General features: G+C 43.5%; 19 protein-coding genes. 14 read left to right on the top strand and 5 right to left on the bottom strand.

What is annotated here, in order from left to right; all coding sequences use genetic code 11:
• Nucleotides 1–114 precede the first annotated feature (114 nt).
• Nucleotides 115–1770, bottom strand: coding sequence for an RNA polymerase factor sigma-54 (gene rpoN, locus I3257_RS13100; protein WP_238050031.1), 1656 nt, complete (start codon nucleotides 1768–1770; stop codon nucleotides 115–117).
• Between the two features lie 313 nt (nucleotides 1771–2083).
• On the opposite strand from rpoN, the gene I3257_RS13095 reads away from it, so the two are divergent.
• Nucleotides 2084–2983, top strand: coding sequence for a nitrilase-related carbon-nitrogen hydrolase (locus I3257_RS13095; RefSeq protein ID WP_238050030.1), 900 nt, complete (start codon nucleotides 2084–2086; stop codon nucleotides 2981–2983).
• A gap of 48 nt (nucleotides 2984–3031) precedes the next feature.
• Here I3257_RS13095 and I3257_RS13090 read toward each other — a convergent pair whose 3' ends face one another.
• The 4 genes from I3257_RS13090 to I3257_RS13075 all read right to left on the bottom strand — a co-directional run bounded on the left by I3257_RS13090 (nucleotide 3032) and on the right by I3257_RS13075 (nucleotide 6961).
• Nucleotides 3032–4042, bottom strand: coding sequence for a tyrosine recombinase XerC (locus I3257_RS13090; RefSeq protein WP_238050032.1), 1011 nt, complete (start codon nucleotides 4040–4042; stop codon nucleotides 3032–3034).
• Nucleotides 4043–4080: 38 nt separating this feature from the next.
• A complete protein-coding gene (gene dapF, locus I3257_RS13085) occupies nucleotides 4081–4968 on the bottom strand; it encodes a diaminopimelate epimerase (protein ID WP_045443366.1) in 888 nt (295 codons plus the stop codon).
• A gap of 260 nt (nucleotides 4969–5228) precedes the next feature.
• Nucleotides 5229–6584 (bottom strand): diaminopimelate decarboxylase, encoded by a 1356-nt coding sequence (gene lysA, locus I3257_RS13080; RefSeq protein ID WP_238050029.1) that lies wholly within the window; start codon nucleotides 6582–6584, stop codon nucleotides 5229–5231.
• Nucleotides 6585–6676: 92 nt separating this feature from the next.
• Entirely contained in the window at nucleotides 6677–6961 is a 285-nt protein-coding gene (locus I3257_RS13075; protein ID WP_238050028.1) for a lipoprotein, read from the bottom strand.
• A gap of 674 nt (nucleotides 6962–7635) precedes the next feature.
• Here I3257_RS13075 and I3257_RS13070 point away from each other — a divergent pair.
• From I3257_RS13070 to I3257_RS13010, 13 genes are all read left to right on the top strand, one after another.
• Complete coding sequence (locus I3257_RS13070; protein WP_109591163.1) at nucleotides 7636–8868, top strand: acetate kinase; 1233 nt, start codon at nucleotides 7636–7638, stop codon at nucleotides 8866–8868.
• A gap of 215 nt (nucleotides 8869–9083) precedes the next feature.
• Nucleotides 9084–11240 (top strand): phosphate acetyltransferase, encoded by a 2157-nt coding sequence (gene pta, locus I3257_RS13065; protein ID WP_238050027.1) that lies wholly within the window; start codon nucleotides 9084–9086, stop codon nucleotides 11238–11240.
• A gap of 281 nt (nucleotides 11241–11521) precedes the next feature.
• Entirely contained in the window at nucleotides 11522–12436 is a 915-nt protein-coding gene (locus I3257_RS13060; protein WP_238050026.1) for a nicotinate-nicotinamide nucleotide adenylyltransferase, read from the top strand.
• 141 nt (nucleotides 12437–12577) lie between these two features.
• A complete protein-coding gene (rsfS, locus tag I3257_RS13055; protein WP_045443355.1) occupies nucleotides 12578–12991 on the top strand; it encodes a ribosome silencing factor in 414 nt (137 codons plus the stop codon).
• A gap of 225 nt (nucleotides 12992–13216) precedes the next feature.
• Entirely contained in the window at nucleotides 13217–13996 is a 780-nt protein-coding gene (locus I3257_RS13050; protein ID WP_238050025.1) for an MOSC domain-containing protein, read from the top strand.
• 25 nt (nucleotides 13997–14021) lie between these two features.
• Nucleotides 14022–14513: a hypothetical protein gene (locus I3257_RS13045; protein WP_238050024.1), complete on the top strand. Its 492-nt coding sequence runs from the start codon at nucleotides 14022–14024 to the stop codon at nucleotides 14511–14513.
• 70 nt (nucleotides 14514–14583) lie between these two features.
• Nucleotides 14584–15459, top strand: coding sequence for an N-acetylmuramoyl-L-alanine amidase (locus tag I3257_RS13040; RefSeq protein WP_238050023.1), 876 nt, complete (start codon nucleotides 14584–14586; stop codon nucleotides 15457–15459).
• A gap of 201 nt (nucleotides 15460–15660) precedes the next feature.
• Nucleotides 15661–16401, top strand: coding sequence for a pyridoxine 5'-phosphate synthase (locus I3257_RS13035; RefSeq protein WP_238050022.1), 741 nt, complete (start codon nucleotides 15661–15663; stop codon nucleotides 16399–16401).
• A gap of 234 nt (nucleotides 16402–16635) precedes the next feature.
• A complete protein-coding gene (gene kbl / locus I3257_RS13030) occupies nucleotides 16636–17826 on the top strand; it encodes a glycine C-acetyltransferase (RefSeq protein ID WP_238050021.1) in 1191 nt (396 codons plus the stop codon).
• A 77-nt stretch (nucleotides 17827–17903) separates the two neighbouring features.
• On the top strand, nucleotides 17904–18929 hold the full coding sequence (gene tdh, locus I3257_RS13025; RefSeq protein ID WP_238050020.1) for an L-threonine 3-dehydrogenase: 1026 nt from the start codon (nucleotides 17904–17906) through the stop codon (nucleotides 18927–18929).
• Between the two features lie 117 nt (nucleotides 18930–19046).
• On the top strand, nucleotides 19047–19223 hold the full coding sequence (locus I3257_RS13020; protein WP_238050019.1) for a hypothetical protein: 177 nt from the start codon (nucleotides 19047–19049) through the stop codon (nucleotides 19221–19223).
• Nucleotides 19224–19359: 136 nt separating this feature from the next.
• Nucleotides 19360–21477 (top strand): AAA family ATPase, encoded by a 2118-nt coding sequence (locus I3257_RS13015; RefSeq protein ID WP_238050018.1) that lies wholly within the window; start codon nucleotides 19360–19362, stop codon nucleotides 21475–21477.
• Nucleotides 21467–21766 (top strand): UvrD-helicase domain-containing protein (locus tag I3257_RS13010; protein ID WP_238050017.1); only part of this gene is annotated, 300 nt, incomplete at its 3' end. The genes I3257_RS13015 and I3257_RS13010, both read left to right, overlap by 11 nt.

The raw sequence follows: 21766 nt of genomic DNA, 5'->3' as shown, positions 1-21766 counted from the left end.
TTCGCCGGTGTTGTTAATTTCGAGCTTGGTTTATGACTTTTGCAAGAGGTCTATTTATTAAGAAATATATTAGCGATAGCACGATTTTTCTTTTAACTCATTGAATTGTGACATTTAATATTTCTGTTTACGCTGAGTAGACGAGCCAATATTCATTGCTTCACGATATTTGGCCACGGTTCTTCTGGCGATATCGATACCTTCCGATAATAAACAATCTTTTATGCGACTGTCAGATAATGGCTTTTTGGCATCTTCATCGGCTATCAGTTGCTTAATCATGGCGCTAATGGCAGTCGATGAAATATCACCGTCGGTACTGCTGACATGAGATGAAAAGAAATGTTTGAGTGAAAATAATCCCTGCGGCGTCAAAATTGTTTTACTGGTGGTTAGACGTGAAACGGTCGATTCGTGCAAATCCACTTCTTCCGCAATGGCTTTTAGAATAAGGGGTTGCATGGCAGTTGCGCCATGCTGCAAGAACTCTTGCTGATAACGGACGATACTGGTTGCCACTTTTAATAAGTTTTGATTACGCTCTTCGATACTACGAATAAACAAGCGGGCATCGGTGAGGTTTTCACGCAGATATTGATTGTCGGGGCTGTCATCACCGCGCTTCACCAAATTGGCATATTCTTGATTGACTCTTAGCTTTGGCATGGTGTCAGGATTGAGGCGCACATACCAGCCGTCCTCCTGCGTCGATGTATCTGAACTCGTCTGACTCTGATGGTGACGTATAGGCGTGACCAAAACATCAGGAATATCATAGCTGGCTGACGACTGAGTATAGTCTGGTTGGCTGCTCTGAAACAGCAAGCCAGGTGACGGATTCAAGGTGCGCAGCAAGTTAAGCGCGGGGGTAATCTGTGTAGGCGCGAGTCCAGTCCGCTCAGTCAATGCTTTGATGTTATTGCTCACCAAATGCTCACTGGCTGACAACAATGCTTGCGCTTCTTTTAGATGGTCAGTATTTGCATCGAGCTTGGACAACTGAATCGCTAGGCACTCACTGAGATTTCGCGCCCCGACACCCAGCGGATCGCAAGACTGAATAACACGTAAAACAGCCATGACTTCATCGTACTCAACAGATTCATCCCATTGATAAAAACTTGCCATCGTATCGAAGCTTTGCAACAGCTCATCGATATCAAGCCGCACAAAACCCATGTCATCCATAGAATCCATCAGATAGGTTGCAATCAACATGTCCGCTTCTGAGAGATGCTTAAAGTTCAGCTGCCAGCGCACATGGTCTTGTATGGTGGCAGAAGTGCCGCCTTGATAAATATCCAAATCCTCGTCACTTTTGCTCCCCGAACTGCTTGCCGTAGATGCATAATTACTGCTATCAACACTACTTTCAAAGCTACTATAGTCGTCACTATCCATCGTATGATTGTCTATGGCACCATCATCTATACTGGCTTGCTGTAATTTGTCCAAGCTGTCACTAAATTCTTCATCTGGTTCAGAGGTATGGGTATTACCCTCAGAGGTTACGCTAAATGAATCAGTATCAGTACTCTGGTTCCAGCTATCAAGTGTCAATGACTCATCTACTCTATCGCCGCTGCCATAATCGTATTCATCTTCATCATCCTCAATACGTTCAAGCAATGGATTACTATCCAGCTTGGCCTGAACTTCTTGCGCAAGCTCAAGACTAGAGAGTTGCAGCAATTTAATGGCTTGCTGCATTTGCGGGGTCAGTTTTTGTGAGGTGCTCAGCGTGGTCGCCAATCCGAAAGACATACTCATGGGTGGCTTATTACACTCCGATACTGGTGATAGTCTATATATGTTGCCACTTAAAGTAGCGATTTAACGTTATCAGGACATGACGATAGCATTTTTCGTGGCAATTTTGCTATGATAATTTATAGACGGCCCAATACGCTTATTACTCTCTACTTATAAAATCCTATAAATTTGACCGTTTTAGCATGAACCGCTAAACAATAAACAACCAAATCTTGTTGATAATAATAAGGCTGTATAAAAAACACAAGGTACATGACACAAAACCTTCGAGCCAATTGAACCACTCTTAACATTAACCGAGAATAATACGATGAATGACCAAGCAAATAAACTGAACCTTGTCACTGCTGCGATTCAAATGAATAGCCAGCAAGACATCGAAAAAAACGTAGCGGCTATAAAAGCTGCCATCAGCGATGCCAGTCATCAAGGTGCTCACCTTGTTGTCTTACCAGAAAACTGCTGTAGCATGGGCGAGCAATTTGCCACCGCAGAACGCTTTGATTCGCTATCAGCGACGATAGCAGACTATGCCAGTACTTACGGTGTCTATGTGCTGGCAGGCTCACTGCCCTGCCCTTATCGCCCTGATGGCGTCATCGTGCCTGATGGCAGACTGCGCCAAGTCAGTCAGCTATTTGCCCCTGATGGTACGCGAGTGGCACGCTATGACAAAATTCACCTATTCACGGCAACGGTAGCAGATAAACATGGCAGCTATAATGAAGCGGCGACGTTTGAGCCCGGTACACAGACTGTAGTTGCAACAGTAGAGAGTGATCATGCTGTCTATCAACTGGGTATGATGATTTGCTTTGATCTACGCTTTCCTGCATTGCCACAGCGCTTACGTCAAGCAGGCGCTGACCTATTAAGTGCGCCATCGGCATTTACTTATTTAACGGGGCAAGCACATTGGTCGCTGTTACTTCGCGCGCGGGCGTTAGACAGTCAGTGCATGGTCATTGGCGCAGCACAAGGCGGCGACCATGTTTATAAAAACGGTGATATCCGTCAAACGTGGGGGCATACCACTATCACAGCTTTTGATGGCACGATTATTAACAGCTATGAGGATAGTGCACTAGATAAAACTACGGGTAACGAAAAAAACCAAGATTATGCTATGGTATTGGCAACCTTAGATAAACAGACTCAACAGCAAGGCCGCCAAAAAATGCCCATTTTTGATTGTCATCGTTTGGCGTAAGTCAGTTTCAATGCTGAGTACTGAATAGTAAGTATTGAATATCGAATATTAGGTGTTGTTTTCTTCGGTCCGTGTATGAGTCGCGCGCGGATGAGCGCGATCATAGACTTGCGTGAGCTTAGCAAAATCGACATGGGTATAAATTTGCGTGGTACTGATATCGCTATGCCCAAGCATTTCTTGCACCGCGCGCAAATCGCCACTGCCCGACAGCATGTGCGAGGCAAAACAATGACGCAATAGATGCGGATACATATTTTGTGCGATGCCGGCACGCGTAGCCGCAACTTTGAGACGCTGCTGCACTGCCCGTGTTGATAAACGTGTACCTAGTTTTTCACTAATAAATAATGCGCTGTCCATTTGCTCCACCCACAGATTACGATGCGGTAGATAACGGCTAATCGCTTCTGCTGCCTTGATACCTAACGGCACCAAACGCGTTTTATTGCCTTTACCTGTCACGCGCACGCGCAGGTCTGACAAATCCACATCGCCCATATCCAACGCGACCAACTCACCTACGCGCAGACCGCTGCTGTATAGCAATTCAAACATCGCTTTATCACGCAGCCATAGGCGCGCTTGTTCGGGTATGTCAGGCATCTCTTGGTCAAGCAGCTGAGTGAGCAAATCAACATCAGCGATAGACGGCAGCGGTCGAGGACTACGTTTGAGCTGATAGCCAGTCGTTGGATTGATACGTGCCAAGTTCTCTTCTATCAACCAGCCATAAAAATGGCGAATGGCTGACAGCTCTTGCTGGACGCTAGCAAGTGCCAGCTTGTCTTCATCCAAGCGTTGGCTAATATGCTGGGCTAATTGGCGTTTATCACAGCGCGTCCACGTCAGGCGTTTCCCACGTAAAAATAGCGCTAATTGGTTCAGTCCTGCAAAATAAGCGGTCAACGTATGCGGCGAGTGATTGCGCACCGACAAGACATTAAGCCAACGATGCACGGGCGCTAACAAATCACGTAATGCAGCATCCGACTCTATAGCCGCGGCGTGCTCGACTGATAGCCATCCTTTTGCCTCAGAATCTGAGGTAGGCTCCATCGTATGATTGTTTTTATTGGACATAGCCCTATTATCCATTAGCCTTCTGGATTGGGCTTGATGCCCGCTTGTGCCATCAGACCATCTGGGCTAAATACGCCTTCGTAAACAAAGGCGGTCGGACCGGTCATCATCACTGAATAACCCGGCTGCCATTTGATGATCATACTGCCACCATAAAGCTGCGCACGCACGTCTTCGCCTTCATCGAGCCAGCCCTCACGGATACCAACCGCTACTGCGGCACAAGCGCCAGTACCACAGGCTTGTGTCTCGCCGACACCGCGCTCATAGACACGCAGACGAATGTGACGCTGGTTCATCACTTGCATAAAGCCGACATTGACGCGGTCGGGAAAGGCGGGATGCGATTCGATGGCTTTGCCCAAGGTTTCAACGTCGGCATCGAGCACGTTATCAACTTTGATAACCGCATGCGGGTTACCCATATTGGCAACATAAAGCTGTACAGGAGTGCCATTTACATCGAGATGATAGGCGTTTTGGATTTTGGTTGTGGCTCTGGGGGTAAAAGGAATCTCGCTTGGTTCAAATTTCGGCTTACCCATATCGACTTCGACCCAGCCATAACGATCAGTGGTCAATGAAATGATGCCGCTTGCCGTCTCAACGCGTAGGCGCTGTTTAAATGAAAGTTTACGCGCTTGCACAAAACGGGCAAAACAGCGCGCACCATTACCGCACTGCTCAACTTCTGACCCATCAGCATTAAAAATGCGATAACTAAAATCAACGTCAGGACGCATCGGTGGCTCAACGACGAGCAGCTGATCAAAGCCAATACCCAAATGACGGTCACCCAGTAACTGTACCAAATCCTTGGTCAAATCTAAGCGCTGAGTCACCAAATCGATGACCATAAAATCATTGCCCAGACCATGCATCTTCGTAAATTCTATTAGCATATCCTTGTTATCCTATCCTATTTTTATGTATGGCTTATCTTAGCACGCTGTCAGATACAATCATAACTATCACCGCTATCAAATACTAAGTTAACACGATGCTAAATCCACCTTGTACAGCCAAACTGATATCTCTCATTAGAGCAGGCCATAAAAAAGCCCATCATCAAAGACAATGGGCTTTTTATCTAGAGCATGTCCTCAATCTGAACGAAAGCGCCTAAATGGGCTAAAAATGGCTAAATCTGTTGGTCACCGATTTATTTACCTTGCCACAATACTTCGTCTGCATATAACGCTTCAATAATTTCGCGTTTGCGAATCAGTTGATGGCTGTCATCGGCTACCATTACTTCACTAGCACGCGGGCGTGAATTATAATTGCTACTCATGGTAAAGCCATACGCACCAGCACCTGTGATTGCTAAAACATCTCCTACCGCAAGCGACAATAAACGGTCTTTCGCTAAAAAATCACCCGTTTCGCAAATAGCGCCAACGATATCCCATGGCTGCGTGCCATCAGTGTCGATGCCATTCTCAGGCAAAACACTTGGAATGACTGCCATTTCAGCTTGATATAACGCCGGACGGATCAAGTCATTCATTGCTGCGTCAACAATGGCAAAGTTCTTATGTTCCGTTGGCTTTAACACATCAACCTTAGTCAATAATACCCCAGCATTTGCCACAATACTGCGACCCGGCTCAAAGAATACCGTTAAGCCAAGCTCGCTAAGTTTCGGTAATAACGCTTGAGCAAACTCGTCGATAGATACTGGTGTCTCATCGATATAACGCACACCCAAACCACCGCCCAAATCGATATGACGCAGCTCAATACCTTTATCATGTAAGTTATATATCAGCTCAATCACTTTATCCAAAGCCGCGACAAATGGCGCAACTTCAGTCAACTGCGAGCCAATATGACAGTCAATACCGACGATATCGATATGAGATAATTGCGCCGCTTGCTCATAGACGGCAACTGCGTCTTCGTGGGTGATACCAAATTTATTGTCTTTTAACCCTGTTGAGATATACGGATGCGTCTTGGCGTCGACATTCGGATTAACCCGTAGTGAAATTGGTGCAGGCTTATCCAATTTCTGTGCCACATCATTAATCAAAGTCAGCTCGCTGATTGACTCTACGTTAAAACAACCAATACCTTGGGTCAGGGCATACTCGATATCGCTATAAGTCTTGCCCACGCCTGAGAACACCACACGTGAAGCATCACCACCTGCCGCCAATACGCGCATGAGCTCGCCACGAGAGACGATGTCAAATCCTGCCCCTGCTTGCGCCAATATACCAAGTACCGCAAGATTAGAATTGGCTTTTACCGCATAACAAATCTGGTGCGTTAAACTGGCAAAGCTATCGCTATAAGCTTGATAAACATCCAAAATGGCTTGTTTTGAGTAGACATAGCATGGCGTATCATAGTGTTTAACCACGTCAGCAATGCTCACCTGCTCCATATACAATGCACCATCGCGATAATCTAGCGCAGGTAAATGGGCGGTTAAGGCTTCAGGATTAACATACAAGCCTTGCTCAGTTTGGATCGTGACAGATTCGCCAGTTTGTTGCTCAGAATGACTCATATAAACATCTCTAATTTCATCAGGTTACAAAGTTAAAAAATCTTAGGGTGTACACCGAAATCTCGTTGACGGCATTGATTCTTTAATCAGAATCAATAATCATTAGGGTCATCACTAGGTTCCGGTAGCTTAAAATCATCCATTTCTTGATGACCATCATCTTGTGTCGAATAGGTACTACCCTGTATGCCAGCGCTATCCGTAGCTCCTTGAACCGTCTGGCTACTAGCGTCGGCGAGGTATAGATTGCCTTTTTGACCGCAACCCGTCAAACCCATCATCATCACCCCACTAATAATAATAGTGGAGATAACACGGCGACCAAGATCAGCGACATTAGTGTGCTCAGTTTTCGAAAAGCGGTTAATAGTAAACATAGAATAGAGAACCTGTGACTTTGCAATGGCATGAAAATGATAAAAAACACGAGTCATAAAGGCGATAGATCAAACCCTATAGACAGCTAAATAAAAGCTATCGCCATCGCTAAAAAATAACAATATGACTGCTTTGGATAATAGCATTATTACATAATGCTGTGTGCATACTGAATATCCCTAATCAATAAATTTGGACGAGTTTGGTTTTTCTAAGTTTTACTAGACCGTGCGACTGCCATTTACTAAGCGAGCGTTGATACTAGCGGTCTTAATGTATCGCTATAATGGTAAAACAGCCTATTATATTTACTTAGACAAATTTTCTTACAATTTATTATTAGCTATTATATTTGGCTGTAGCAGCCGACAAACCCTAGCGACACTCGGTGTACAGTTGTATTGTCTATACCACATTCTATCGATTTAACCCTTATAGTTATCGTGGTATAGCCCTAAAACTATGGTACATTATGTGTAGACCTTGCGACTGTGTTGAGGCGCTAGCATGCGACTTAACAAGCACTGATCAATAGTGCCAGCCCAAGAGTGACCAGAATCAGCAATGTACTTGCTTGACCTATGTCGGCATGGATGCGGCTGGTTTTTGTTTATTCAACCGGTACTCGTCTGTGATGAGTCACCCTTTACAAAATACAATCTAAGGACAGAGTATGAGCGCCAGCCTAACCACCACTTTTGATGACAAAAATACCGAAACATCGAATCTAATCAATCCCACCTTAGTCCTCAACTGTGGTTCCTCTTCTATCAAATACGCGCTGATTAGCGAAGACAATTCTATTCGTATCACTGGTTTGGCCGAAAACTTAGGACTCGATACTGCTCGTATCAAACACACGACGTTAAATGGAGATAAGCTGGAAATCTCTATCTCAGGTGGTCGTCATCAGTTAGCACTACAAAAAATCCTTGAGCTATTAGAACAGTATCATTTCATCGCCGTTGGTCATCGCGTGGTTCATGGTGGCCGTGAGTACTCTGCAGCAGTCCGTGTCGATGAGCATGTGCTGGACGAAGTAAAACGCTTAAAAATACTCGCACCCCTACATAACCCTGCCCATGCTTTAGGTATCGAAGCGGTACAGGCGATTTATCCTGATATTCCTCAAGTCGTCGTCTTTGATACGGCCTTTCACCAAACCATGCCTCCTGTTGCTTTTCGCTACCCACTACCAAAAGCCCTATACGAAGAACACAAAATCCGCCGTTATGGCTTTCATGGTACGTCTCATGCCTATGTCTCAGAGCGTGCCAGTGAAATTACTGAGTCTAAAGGCCCACATGGCTGGCTTACAGCGCATCTGGGTAATGGCTGCTCGGCAACTGCCGTTTATGACGGCAAAAGTTTTGATACCAGTATGGGTCTGACCCCGCTTGAAGGGCTCATGATGGGTACGCGTAGTGGTGATGTTGACCCAAGTCTACACATACACCTAAAGCGCCAGCTCGGTATGAGCTTGGAAGAGATTGATGCCATGCTCAATAATGAAAGTGGTCTATTGGGTGTCTCAGGATTGTCTAATGATTTACGTACCGTCGAACAAGCGGCGAACGAAGGTCATGCAGATGCCAAACTCGCTATCGAGATGTTCTGTTACCGCGTCGGTAAATATCTTGCCAGCTTAAGCTGCGCGTTACCAGAATTCACAGGCATTGTCTTTACAGGTGGTATCGGCGAAAACTCAGTCACCACCCGAACCAGTATCCTAGAAGTGATGCGTCATTTCGGCATAAAAGTAGACGCTGACAAAAATGCGAGCTTGTTTGGTGGTAGCGAAGGCAGCTTCCACGCAGACAATAGCAGTATCGAGCTATGGGTTGTGCCAACTGATGAAGAGTGCCGTATTGCTCAAGAAACACGTGAAGCATTGGGCTTACTCTAAGCTCGACACTTTTTATAAGTTGCTTATATTATAAGTTACTTGTAATTTTCTCATAAGCTTCTAGTCGTCTTATAAGCTTTTATTCATTAGACGTGTTAAGTTATTTTTTTGCCCAGCGCTTCTTATACATAGCCTATGATGAGAAGCGCGACGTTTTACTCATTCCAGCAAGGATGAAGTGAGCTTTAAAAATATAATAAACCGTAGGATACTTTATGCAAACCATTTTACTAGTTCCCATCAGCCGTGGTATCGGCGTAACGTCAGCAGCGCTTGGATTGATCCGCGCTCTTGATTACAACGGTATCAAAGCGGGCTTTATGAAGCCATTTTTGCAAGATGATACACTTGATAAGCAAAACAGTTTAGACAGCTCAAGCGCGTTAGCAATGCATGCTTTTGGTCTGACGCCACCTAAATCTATCAGTCGGCAGCGTGTCGAGCGTATGATTGGTGATGGTAATCTTGATGACTTGATGGAAGAGGTGGTCGTCAATTATCATACTCTGGGCGATGATTATGATGTGGTGATCTGTGAAGGCTTAGTACCGACCACAGAGACCTCTTATGCCTCGCAAATCAACCGGGCGATTGCTCATGCGTTAGATGCTAGAATCATCTTTGTTAGCACTGCTGATACCAGTAAACCGGCCTACCTGGCTGATAAACTTGACGTTCACGCTCGTGAGTTTGGCGGCATCGCCCATGAGCGCACGCTCGGCGCGATTTTGATGCGTGTACATGACTTGCCAAATGCGCAAAGTACCGTAGAAAATCAAATCGTTGCCCCTGGCGAAGCAGTTGTGAGTTTAGATGAAGGCTTTATGCAAGAAGTCCAGCGCCTATCACCACATTTTAATACTGATGCGTTCCGTTTAATCGGGGTAGTGCCATTCAGTGATTCACTGTCCGTGCCTCGTACGTGGGATATCGCCACTGAGCTTGATGCCAAATGGCTCAATGTCGGTGAAGCTAAGTCACGCCGTATTAACCGCATTAGCCTAACCGCACGCTCGGTCGCACGCGTCGATGAGGTGTTTAAACGTGGCACCCTTATCGTCGTACCGGGCGATCGAGATGATTTACTATTAGCAGCAGGTTTGGCTTGTATCAATGGTATACCGCTGGCAGGATTGGTATTAACCGGCGGCGTCGAGCCGAGTGCAACCGTCGCTGAGCTATGGCAATCTGCCCTCAAAACAGGTATCCCTGTCATGAGTGTCGAAAGTGACAGCTATGAGACCGTACAAAGCCTCATGCACATGAGCGCAGAGATTCCAAGTGATGATACCGAACGTGCTGAAGAAGTGGCTCGTTATGTCGCCGCTCATTTAAATCTTAGCTGGATTAAAGACTATTTTAGTCAAAATCATGAGCCGCGCCTCTCACCATCTGCATTCCGTCATCAAGTGGTTAAAAAAGCACAAAACGCCAAAAAACGCATCGTGCTACCAGAGGGTTCCGAGCCGCGTACGGTTGAAGCCGCTTGTATCTGTCAAAGCCGCGGCATCGCCAACTGTGTACTACTCGCTAAGCGTAGCGATGTCGAGCAAGTGGCTAAAAATCTTGACTTAGTTTTACCAGAAGGTCTTGAAATAATTGACCCCGATACGCTTGATATGGATAAGTATATCGCTGCAGTGGTCGAACGCCGTAAAGGCAAAACCAGCGCAGAAGTCGCGGCTGAATACTTAAAAGACACCGTATATCTAGGCACGACCATGCTACAGATGGACGAAGTCGACGGCCTCGTTTCTGGCGCGATTCATACCACTGCCAATACTGTCCGTCCAGCGTTTCAGTTGATTAAGACCGCACCGCAATACTCGCTCGTATCATCAGTATTTTTTATGCTGCTGCCTGAGCAAGTGGTGGTCTACGGTGACTGTGCCATTAATCCTGATCCAAATGCCGAAGAACTGGCTGAGATTGCCATTCAATCAGCACAGTCTGCTGCTGCCTTCGGTATTGATCCAAAAGTTGCGATGATTAGCTATTCTACAGGCTCATCAGGAACTGGCGCAGATGTCGAAAAAGTCACTCGTGCGACCCAAATCGTCCGCGAGCGTGCGCCACACCTAAAAGTCGATGGGCCGCTACAGTATGACGCCGCTTCTGTCATGAGCGTCGGCAAGCAAAAAGCGCCTGACTCACCTGTCGCTGGGCAAGCCAATGTCTTTATTTTCCCAGACCTCAATACGGGCAATACCACTTATAAAGCCGTACAACGTAGCGCCAATGTAGTGAGTGTTGGCCCAATGCTGCAAGGTTTGAATAAGCCAGTAAACGACTTGTCTCGCGGAGCCTTGGTCGATGATATTATCTACACCATCGCCCTTACCGCTATTCAAGCTCATAGCGACGCGATTTAATTGCATTAAAATGTGTGACTAATTGCGCTATAGGTAACCGACTATCAAAATGATGGTCGGTTTTTTATTGGCTATGTTTATAACTGACTTTTTAAAACGCTTTCATTACGGATAGCTAAGCGCTCATTTTACCTAGTATTTCAGCACTTTTAATGACAGATGCCCACTTGCCCTCTACAATAGCGCTACCATCGAAGCATTTATCCTAAAAAGGTCCGCTGATAAAAGGGTAAAATACATCAACGACAACGTGCCTCTTATCTATTTTTACGCATTTATTTATGCCAAATACCAGCAAAAATTCTCAAAAAAATACACCTGCGCCAGCCATCCGTGCTTATCTTGGCGGCTCATTTGATCCCGTACATGATGGTCATCTGCAAATGGCGATGACTGTTTATCAGCGTTTGCTACCGATAGCCAAGCAGCAACAGCGCGCGCTGCACGTGTCACTATTGCCCAATGCGCGCTCACCCTTTAAAGAAAAAAGTACAGCTCCTAAACACCGTCTGGCGATGTTAAAGCTTGCGACCCTCAACACACCGCTACAAATTAATGAGCTTGAGCTGTGGCAAACACCACCTGTTTATACCATCGATAGTGTACGCACGTTGCGCCAGCGTTATCCGCATGACAGTCTAATATTCATCATCGGTATGGATAGCGCGCTGAGTTTGAGCAAATGGAAAAACGGTTTAGAGCTTACGTATTACGTCAATCTTTGGGTGTTTAATCGTGATGACCTGTCTGATATTAATCATAAAAATAATCGCCTGTTGGCAACCACGACTCATTGCGCCAACAAAACGTTAGTCGCGCAGGATACGATGAACTTGCACATCCAATTACCTGCGCAGCTGCAATCTTTACGCATCGATGCGCCTATTGATTTATTACAGCCCACCTCTCAAGCATCGACCGATAGCCGTCTCTTGAAAAACACCCATCAAGGCCACATTTATATAGACTCGCGTCCTATCGCCACGATATCCAGTACACAGATACGCCAACAGTTGCAGCCGACAGACAATCGATCGAATATAATATCCGCAGCGGCAAGGCAAATGACATCTATCGCACCAATAAATGATATCATAGACAATACTGCACCCAATCCATTAGCTAAATGGCTAAATCCTGCTGTTTATCAATATATTATCGCCCATCAGCTATATTCTGCTGCTCAATTCCGTTAAAATCGCCTTATCTTTGTCATTTTGCCCATCCAGTCTCTACAGCTGACTGGCGACATCTAGTCCATTCGACAATGCCAACGCATGCAAATTGACGATTTACCTTTTTATTTTTAATATTGACGATTCAAGAGATCAAAATTTATGACCAACACCATGACTGAAGAACGCTTAAAAGAATGCTTAGCCGTTGTTGAGACCGCTCTAGACGATATGAAAGCGAAGAACATCACCGTAATGAATGTAGAAGATTTGACTGACGTAACCGAACGCATCGTTATCGCTGACGGTACTTCTAAGCGCCATGTACGCGCGATGGCTGACAATGTTGGCGCTGAAGCGAAGCAAGCGGGCTTTATGCCACTTGGTCGCGAAGGCGGTATCGACTCTGACTGGACATTGATTGATCTGGGTGCTGTCGTCGTGCATGTGATGACGCCACAAGCCCGTGAGTTCTATGACTTAGAAGGTCTATGGTCATCACCTGAGCAATTGGCTGAGCTGGTCGCTGTACCGCGTGAAAAGAAAACCGCTGGTCGCCGCAATAAAAATAAATAATTTCATTTATTTTTATAACGCTGTGAAAACCAAAAAGACCAGATATCTATTCTGGTCTTTTTTTGTCTAAAATTTACCGTTCTAATACCCTTTCACCTACTGCTAAATATTAAGCGGCTGAATGCTTAGCATTAGATGAATGATTAAGCTAAGATAATACGCATTATTAATACCAGTATCAAAGTAGCCTCTCCCCTAATAAATCCCTATAGATTAGGAAAACCTATGAGCTTAGAACCTATAAATATAGCAACGCTAACATCCTCTACCCCAAAAAATGTAGCCGACTTTAACCAAACCCTGCCGTTACATATCGCCAATCTAACCTGCGTCCGCGCTGGCAAAGCCATGCCATTCACTCGTGAAGAAATGAGTGCCATTGATAAAGCGCCAATTAACACACCTGTCGCGGTCAATTTTATGGGATTGACCACTGATGAGCAAGCTGATCGCAAACATCATGGTGGCCCGCTAAAAGCCGTGCATCAACTGGCACCTGCAACTTATGAGAAAATCAATGCAGAGTTCAGCCTAAAAGTCCGCGTTGGTACGCTGGGCGAAAACCTCACGACTGAAGCCGTGAATGGTCTACCTGAAATGACCGAATCTACAGTTTGTATTGGCGACGTTTTTGAGTATGGTGATACGGCTACTAGTACGGATGATGTTGATAATTTACAACTGCGTATCGTCCAACCACGACGCCCTTGCTACAAAATCAACGACCAAATCGGACAGTTTACCAAAGTACCCAATATCGCGGCATGGGTCAGCAAACAAGGTATCTCTGGCTGGTATTTCCAAGTCGTGACAGATGGTCTAATTAATGCCGATTTGCCAGTTTATTTAATCGAGCGTCCCTATCCGTTTGCAACACTTGAGAAACTGTGGCAACTGGCCAATTCTAAAGAGAAGTTTGATGCAGAGGTGATTGAGCCGTGGCTCGCGATTGAGTGTTTGGAAAAGAGTTGGAAAGTAGTGCTTAGGAAGAAAATTAAAGGTTAGAAAGATATTTTAAGTGAGTAAGAAGATGGATAACAATGAAATAGACTGGTATGCAGATATCATTCCAGGCAAAAGTATTGCTGGTTTAGAAATTTCAAAATATAGCCATCAAGATATAAAGGCGCTTTTAAAAAAATTAGATAAGAATACTTTTCACATCAGAGATAATAGTGACAGCTTCGACATCTATAGTAGTAATAACATCGATGCTATTGATACGGATTTGTTGATGAGACTATCTTTCAATGAACAAATGATATTGAACTCTATCATGGTGTATATCACAAGAAAGCCAAGTCAATACCAAGGCAAGATATATGGAAAATACGGTCTTGGTAACAGACTAATCAACATCTCTGAATTTGGTTCATTAGAAAGAACAGCTACAGGTGAAGAGTTTCTATTAATCAATAGTGACAATAAATATGGTCTCGAAGTCGCAAACGGTTTAGATGTTTCTCTACAAGAAGACCCAAACCAAAGCATCGCTATAATTAACGTTCATGAATTTTTTTAAGTAAACCTATATATTCATAGATTAATGCATGTTCAATTAATATCTTAGCATTTCCCAAACAGAGCATTTCATGGTAAAAAACATCTTCTTAGCGTTTGGCTTAACACTGCCCTTGATTGGCTGCGTAACCACAACCTCTCCAGTCGCAACCACCAAGAGCTACATCGTGGACAGTAAAACCCACCAAGCCACTGGCAAAAGCGAACGCATCAAAACCATTGTCCTGCACTATACGGTGTCAGACAATGACCGATCCATCAAAACACTGACCACGGGCAAGGTCAGCGCGCACTATTTAGTGTTAGATAATGATGATGATAAAATTTATAATCTCGTACCAGAAAATGAACGCGCGTGGCATGCGGGTGATGGCGGGTTTGCAGGTAGAACCATCTTGAACGATACCTCTATCGGCATCGAAATCGTCAATGCAGGGATTGCACCTGAATATAAAGATGCTCTAAAAGACGGCAAGTTGGCGTATCATCCTTATGACCATTATGTCGCCTTTAATGAGTTACAGATTAAAAAGGTCGCAGAGCTAGTGCAAGATATCACCGCCAGATATGACATCTCACCAAAGAATATCATCGGTCATTCTGATATGGCACCCTCACGTAAGATAGACCCCGGTGCAAAGTTTCCTTGGGAGCAGCTGTATAAGCAATGTGGTATCGGCGCTTGGTATGATGACGCTGATAAATTGTCTTTTATGGATACAAACGCATTTGCAGCGGCCACAATACCTGATCTGAAGCAGAAATTTCGTGACTATGGCTATCAGATTAACAGTAGCGACGAGTGGGACAAAGCCAGTCGCGATGTCGTCTATGCGTTTCAACTGCACTTTAGACCCCGTAACCCAACAGGAACGGTAGACTTAGAGACTTATGCTATTTTAAAGGCATTGAATAAGAAGTATGCTGATACCAACGATTTTTATTAGGGCATGTCCTCATTTTAAAAATGGTAATAAAAATGAGATAAATTGCCGTCAAACGAGGAGAATAGCGTAGATAATATCAGGATATTAACAAGCTATTTGACGATGTATGGCAAGATTTAGCCCATTTAGAGGATACTCAATTGAATTGAGGACACGCCCTAATCATGTCATCAATAATAAACAAGCTGTACAAGGAATTTTATGAGCACATTATTTAGCGTAAATTTGAATAAATTGGCTTTAATCCGTAACTCGCGCGGTACTGACTACCCTAATCTGTTGACCTTTGTGAAGAAGCTGATTGACTTAGGTGTCAAAGGCTTTACCGTACACCCGAGACCAGATGAGCGTCATATCAGATACCAAGATGTCTATGATATCAGTGCATTCTTAAAGGACTATCCAGAGATTGAGTTCAATATCGAAGGCAATCCAAACGAGCAGTTCTTAAAGATTATCCGTGAAGTAAAGCCACATCAATGTACGCTCGTGCCAGACAGTGACGATCAGCTGACCTCAGATCACGGCTTTGATATCATTACCCATCATGAGTTTCTATCAACATTAAGCAAAGAGCTGAAAGCTTTTGGTACGCGCTGTGCGGTGTTCATCGACCCTGATATCGAACAAATCAAAGCGGTCATCGAGAGCGATGTACAGACGATCGAGATGTATACCGAAGAATGGGCGCGCGCCTACAGTAATGGTAAGAGCGGCGACCAGTTCGATGAGGTCAAGCAACGCTTTAGCGACTGTATTAATCTAGCCAATCAAAACGGTATCCGCGTCAATGCGGGTCATGATTTGAATTTGGATAATTTGGCCGATCTGCTCGCACTTAGTGATATCGCTGAAGTGTCGATTGGTCATGCATTTACGATTGAATCGTTGGAGCAAGGCATGGATAATGTCGTGCGTCAGTATTTAGCAATTTGTGGGTAGTTCATATTAATGAGCAAATAGTCCATTCACTTTACACTCGATGCGGTGGTGATGGGATATATTTTATGCAGCCTCTGTCAGCGTAGACACAGCAAGCAAGTAAAATTTATACCAGTAGCACGGCAATATTGGCGTATCAATTTTATTTTAAAATGACTACAGTTTGGTTCTATCAGCAGTCCTAATATCTGCATTATCAATAAAAACGCCAATAATATTAAAAAAGGAATCTTTATGTATCAAGACTTTCAGAAACACCTACAACAAGAAATCAGTGATATACGCGCGGCAGGACTGTATAAAAACGAGCGCGTGATTACATCTCCACAAGATGCGCTCATTAAGATCACTGATGGCCGTGAAGTGCTTAACTTCTGTGCCAATAATTATCTTGGATTGTCTGATCACCCTGAGATTAAAAAGGCAGCTATCGAAGCCATCGAAAACTCAGGTTATGGCATGTCATCGGTGCGCTTTATTTGCGGTACGCAAGATTTGCATAAGCAATTAGAAGCGGCGATTTCTAAGTTTTTTAATACCGAAGACACGATTCTTTATGCGGCCTGTTTCGATGCGAATGGCGGTGCCTTTGAGCCACTGCTGACCGCTGAGGACGCCATTATTTCTGATTCATTAAATCATGCCTCAATCATCGACGGTGTGCGCCTGTGTAAAGCCGCGCGTTATCGCTATGCCAATGCAGATATGCAGGATTTGGAGACGCAATTACAAGCGGCACAAGCTCAGCGTTTTCGTTTAATTGTGACCGATGGTGTGTTTTCGATGGATGGTAACGTAGCACCAATGGATGAGATTTATGCATTGGCACAAAAATATGATGCCATGGTGATGATTGATGAGTCGCATTCAGCAGGCGTGGTCGGTCACACTGGTGGTGGCGTGACTGAATTGTTCAATCTACGTGGTGATATTGAGCTGATCACTGGTACCTTAGGCAAGGCATTTGGCGGTGCTATTGGCGGCTTTACCACGGGCAAAAAAGAAATCGTTGAGATGTTGCGTCAGCGCTCACGCCCGTATCTGTTTTCAAACTCTATCCCTCCTATGGTGGCAGCGGCTGGGGTAAAAGCGTTTGAGATGCTGTCACAAGACAATACCCTACAAGATCAATTGCATGAAAATACCGCCTATTTTGTGAAGAAAATGCAAGATGCGGGCTTCGATATCAAGCCCACCGCATCGGCAATTTGTGCGGTCATGCTTTATGACGCCAATGTCTCGCAGCAAATGGCAGATGCACTGCTTGAAGAAGGCATTTATGTGATTGGCTTCTTCTACCCTGTCGTGCCCAAAAACGAGGCTCGCATTCGTGTCCAACTCTCTGCTGCCCATACTCGCGAGCAGCTGGACAAGTGTATCACCGCCTTTATTAAAGTCGCCAAGCAAATGAAAGTGATTGATTAAGCGTCGTTCGGTATTTGTTCAGTATTCACTCGCTAGATTCAACCATTAAGTACAACACCGTTAAATAAGAGAAAAGTATGAAAGCACTGGTTAAAGCCCATGCCAAAAAAGGCATCTGGATGCAAGACATGCCAGAACCTACGGTTGGCATCAATGACGTTAAAATTAAAATTAAAAAAACCGCCATTTGCGGGACAGATTTGCACATTTATAAGTGGGATGAGTGGTCAGAAAGAACCATCAAGACACCGATGATCATCGGACACGAATACGTCGGTATCATTAGCGAAATAGGCGATGGTGTGAAGCACTTTGAAGTGGGTGATCGAGTCACAGGCGAAGGGCATATCGCTTGCGGGCATTGCCGTAACTGCCGTCGTGGCAAGCTGCATGTGTGCGAAAACACCATCGGCGTGGGCGTCGACCGCGATGGCGCGTTTGCCGAATATTTGGTGATACCTGCCGATAATGTCATCAAACTCGATGAGCGTATCAGCGATGAGATGGCAGCCATTATGGACCCTTTTGGCAATGCCACGCATACTGCCCTTTCATTTCCTGTCCTTGGTGAAGATGTACTGATTACGGGTGCGGGACTGATTGGTTCGATGGCGACAGCAATTTGCCGATTCGCAGGGGCGCGTAATATTGTGGTCAGTGATATTAGTGATTATCGCCTAGCGCTTGCCAAAAAAATGGGCGCGACGATGACCATAAACCCAGCCAAAGGTGAAACCATCGAAAGTGCCATTGCTGAGTTAAAAATGCACGGCTTTGATATCGGGCTTGAGATGTCAGGCTCGCCTCAGGCCTTTGATTCGATGATTAGTAATATGTATAACGGCTCTAAAATCTCGCTCTTGGGCATTCTGCCTAACACCACCACGGTGGATTGGAGCAAGATTATTTTTAAGGCGTTAACCCTAAAAGGTATTTATGGGCGTGAGATGTGGGAGACGTGGTATCAGATGGAGCAAATGCTGATCAGCGGTATTGATCTGTCGCCTATCGTTACCCATCGCATGCACATTGATGACTTTCAAGAAGGTTTTGATATCATGGAAAGTGGGCAATGCGGTAAAGTGATTTTAAGCTGGGATTGATCACGTGGTGCATCAGTATTTGAGGAGTCGTGGTTAGGGTTTACATTATCACGGCTGATAAAACGGTACTGATTTCAGTGCCGTTTTTTTATGGTAAAAATTATACGAGGATAAACTATGGGCAATTCTGAAGCCGATAAACTTGAAAAGTATTTGGAAGAAAAAGCCAAACAAGATCAGGAAAAAGAGCATGTGTCTGAGCCACTCTCCGCCTATGATGCTTGTGTGCTAAAGGAAAGTGCCAAGATTCATGAGTTGATAGCTGAGGCTAAAAAGCGTTTAGAGGATGAATAGTTGGATGGAAATAGGCCATTTTTTTAAATATAGTTATAGTTGTATAAGAAGATTTTTTTGTATGATCCTTGCAGATAATAAGGAAGTTAGAATTAGTAACATCAAAATGCTTATCTATGGAAAGGAAGCTTAAAAAATGCAAATAAGTAAAATAAACATCAAAAACTTTCGGAAATTGGAAGACTGTACTATATCAATTTTTGATAAGACTACTCTGTTCGTTGGAGCCAACAACAGCGGTAAAACATCAGCCATGTATTGTCTAATGGCCTTTTTGGGTAATAATGAAAAAAGGTTTAAAGTTACTGACTTTCCCTTAAATAAAATCAATCTTATAGATAATTTTTCTGTTGCTTGGTCTATAGATGAAATTCAAAATTTCTGTCCAACATTAGAGATATCTTTGGACGACATTCAAGATAGTGATCTACCCAAAATCAAACATATAATACCGTCATTGAGCTGGAATAATGAAGAGATTTCAATAAGATTAATTTTTGAACCTAACGACGTTGATATATTGAAACAGAAGTTTAATGAATACGTTGACTCTATCAACTCCTTATTAACTGATGCTGACGACTTACTTTTTCCTAGGAATCTGTGGGGATTCCTCAAAATTGGTAATAACTTAAATACTTTTTTTGGTATTCAAGCATATCTTTTGGACTCAAATACAGCAACCGGAAACTTCAAAAAACTATCTAAATATCCTTTTAATGGAATATTTAAAGTTAGTATTGTACCGGCTCAAAGAGGCTTCGATGATTCTGATGATCAAAGCTCAACCGCGACAAGTTTATCGCAACATTTAGGCTCTTACTACGATAAGCATATAAATCCTAAAACTTCTCCGACTCCTGATGACATAACAGCTCTAAGACAGGTAGAAGAACTTCAATGCAAATTCAGTACTCAACTTAATGAAGACTTTGCAGATTTGATGACGGAGCTGAGCAAGTTAGGCTATCCAAGTAGTCATGGCGATCCTAGCATTACTCTAAAAAGCGAAATAGATACATCATCAATTCTTAAACAGAATACTACTCTACTGTTTAGTACCCAAAACGCTTTGCAGACAGGTCATGAGTTGCCAGAAAGACACAATGGACTGGGGTATAGAAATCTCATCTTTATATTCTTTCAATTACTAAAGTTTAGAGACGAATGGTTGAAAAAGAACAAAGCTAAAGATCCAATAAATGAAAATAATATCGTTGAACCTATACATTTAGTTTTGATAGAAGAACCAGAAGCACACTTACATTCGCAGGCTCAGCAAATATTTATTAGGAATTCGTACACAATTTTAAATAGTGGTGCACCAGACAGCTTTACTACGCATTTAATAATTAGTACCCATTCTAGCTATATTGCTCACGAATCAGGTTTTGACACCCTAACATACTTTAAAAGAAAAAAGACTAATGACAACTATCCTTGTTCAGAAACTATTGGTTTATCAAAAGTATTTTCAGAGGGAGACCAAGACGCTAAAAAGACTAAAAAATTCGTTTCACGTTATCTTAGAGTCATGCATTGTGACTTATTTTTTGCAGATGCAATAATAATGGTTGAGGGCTCGGCGGAAAGGATGCTCATACCCCATTTCATTATTGAGAAATACCCTGAGTTAACGTCAAAATACCTTTCTATTTTAGAAGTTGGTGGTGCATATGCTCATAAATTCAGACCACTGATTGATGCCTTAGGTTTACCAACTTTAGTAATTACTGACTTAGATTCTAAAGAAGGTAAAAAGAAAAAAAGACCTTTGAGAGGACAGGGATATACATCAAACTGTGACGAGTTAATACACTGGCTAGAATTGGCTGATCGAAATCTAGATAATGTTTTAGATTTAGATAAAGAAGATAAAGTTATTGGAAAATCAAGAATCGCCTATCAAATAGAAATTGATGTTGAGTTTGAAGAAAACTCATTACAAAAGGCCATTCCCTACACCTTTGAAGACGCACTAGTTTTATCAAACTTTAACCTATTCAAATCTAAGACAGAAGATTTCATTGGCATGCTCAATAAGATGTGTGAAGCTACTCATGAGGATACACTTGATAAAGCCTGCGAAGCAATGTTCGAAGCTCTTGAAGGTAGAAAAGCAATTATGGCTTTAGATATATTGTATGAAATAAAAATAGAAGATTTAAATGTACCTAATTATATTGATGAAGGATTAAATTGGTTGGCTAATGAGTTGGCTAATATACCTACTGGAGGACTCAATGAACTTTGAATTAACTGGCGTTGACAACCAGATTTATGAATACATTGAGTCTAAAAATAGTTTCTTGTTATTTGCTGGCGCAGGTTCTGGTAAAACTCGAACACTGGTCAACTTATTGCAACAAATTAAAAAGATTAAAAAAGATGAAATGTTAATAAGAGGTCAAAAAGTAGCAGTTATTACTTATACAAATTCAGCATGTGATGAAATACAACATAGGCTCAAGCATGACTCTTTGTTCACTATTGAACCGCCCCGGGATTGTCGGAGACTCAACATTCTGAGAGAATACGACAAT

Source organism: Psychrobacter sp. Ps7 (genome assembly GCF_022129225.1).
In the GTDB taxonomy this organism is placed as follows: domain Bacteria; phylum Pseudomonadota; class Gammaproteobacteria; order Pseudomonadales; family Moraxellaceae; genus Psychrobacter; species Psychrobacter immobilis_A.
This window is presented reverse-complemented; position numbering and strand designations above follow the sequence as displayed.

Excerpts from the sequence above, each read along its gene's own strand:
- tdh (WP_238050020.1), top strand. The coding sequence starts at position 17,904 with ATGAAAGCACTGGTTAAAGCCCATGCCAAAAAAGGCATCTGGATGCAA.
- I3257_RS13070 (WP_109591163.1), top strand. The coding sequence starts at position 7,636 with ATGAGCGCCAGCCTAACCACCACTTTTGATGACAAAAATACCGAAACA.
- lysA (WP_238050029.1), bottom strand. The coding sequence starts at position 6,584 with ATGAGTCATTCTGAGCAACAAACTGGCGAATCTGTCACGATCCAAACT.
- I3257_RS13035 (WP_238050022.1), top strand. The coding sequence starts at position 15,661 with ATGAGCACATTATTTAGCGTAAATTTGAATAAATTGGCTTTAATCCGT.
- I3257_RS13020 (WP_238050019.1), top strand. The coding sequence starts at position 19,047 with ATGGGCAATTCTGAAGCCGATAAACTTGAAAAGTATTTGGAAGAAAAA.
- I3257_RS13040 (WP_238050023.1), top strand. The coding sequence starts at position 14,584 with ATGGTAAAAAACATCTTCTTAGCGTTTGGCTTAACACTGCCCTTGATT.
- rsfS (WP_045443355.1), top strand. The coding sequence starts at position 12,578 with ATGACCAACACCATGACTGAAGAACGCTTAAAAGAATGCTTAGCCGTT.
- I3257_RS13045 (WP_238050024.1), top strand. The coding sequence starts at position 14,022 with ATGGATAACAATGAAATAGACTGGTATGCAGATATCATTCCAGGCAAA.
- rpoN (WP_238050031.1), bottom strand. The coding sequence starts at position 1,770 with ATGAGTATGTCTTTCGGATTGGCGACCACGCTGAGCACCTCACAAAAA.
- I3257_RS13050 (WP_238050025.1), top strand. The coding sequence starts at position 13,217 with ATGAGCTTAGAACCTATAAATATAGCAACGCTAACATCCTCTACCCCA.
- dapF (WP_045443366.1), bottom strand. The coding sequence starts at position 4,968 with ATGCTAATAGAATTTACGAAGATGCATGGTCTGGGCAATGATTTTATG.
- kbl (WP_238050021.1), top strand. The coding sequence starts at position 16,636 with ATGTATCAAGACTTTCAGAAACACCTACAACAAGAAATCAGTGATATA.
- I3257_RS13095 (WP_238050030.1), top strand. The coding sequence starts at position 2,084 with ATGAATGACCAAGCAAATAAACTGAACCTTGTCACTGCTGCGATTCAA.
- pta (WP_238050027.1), top strand. The coding sequence starts at position 9,084 with ATGCAAACCATTTTACTAGTTCCCATCAGCCGTGGTATCGGCGTAACG.
- I3257_RS13090 (WP_238050032.1), bottom strand. The coding sequence starts at position 4,042 with ATGGAGCCTACCTCAGATTCTGAGGCAAAAGGATGGCTATCAGTCGAG.
- I3257_RS13075 (WP_238050028.1), bottom strand. The coding sequence starts at position 6,961 with ATGTTTACTATTAACCGCTTTTCGAAAACTGAGCACACTAATGTCGCT.
- I3257_RS13060 (WP_238050026.1), top strand. The coding sequence starts at position 11,522 with ATGCCAAATACCAGCAAAAATTCTCAAAAAAATACACCTGCGCCAGCC.
- I3257_RS13015 (WP_238050018.1), top strand. The coding sequence starts at position 19,360 with ATGCAAATAAGTAAAATAAACATCAAAAACTTTCGGAAATTGGAAGAC.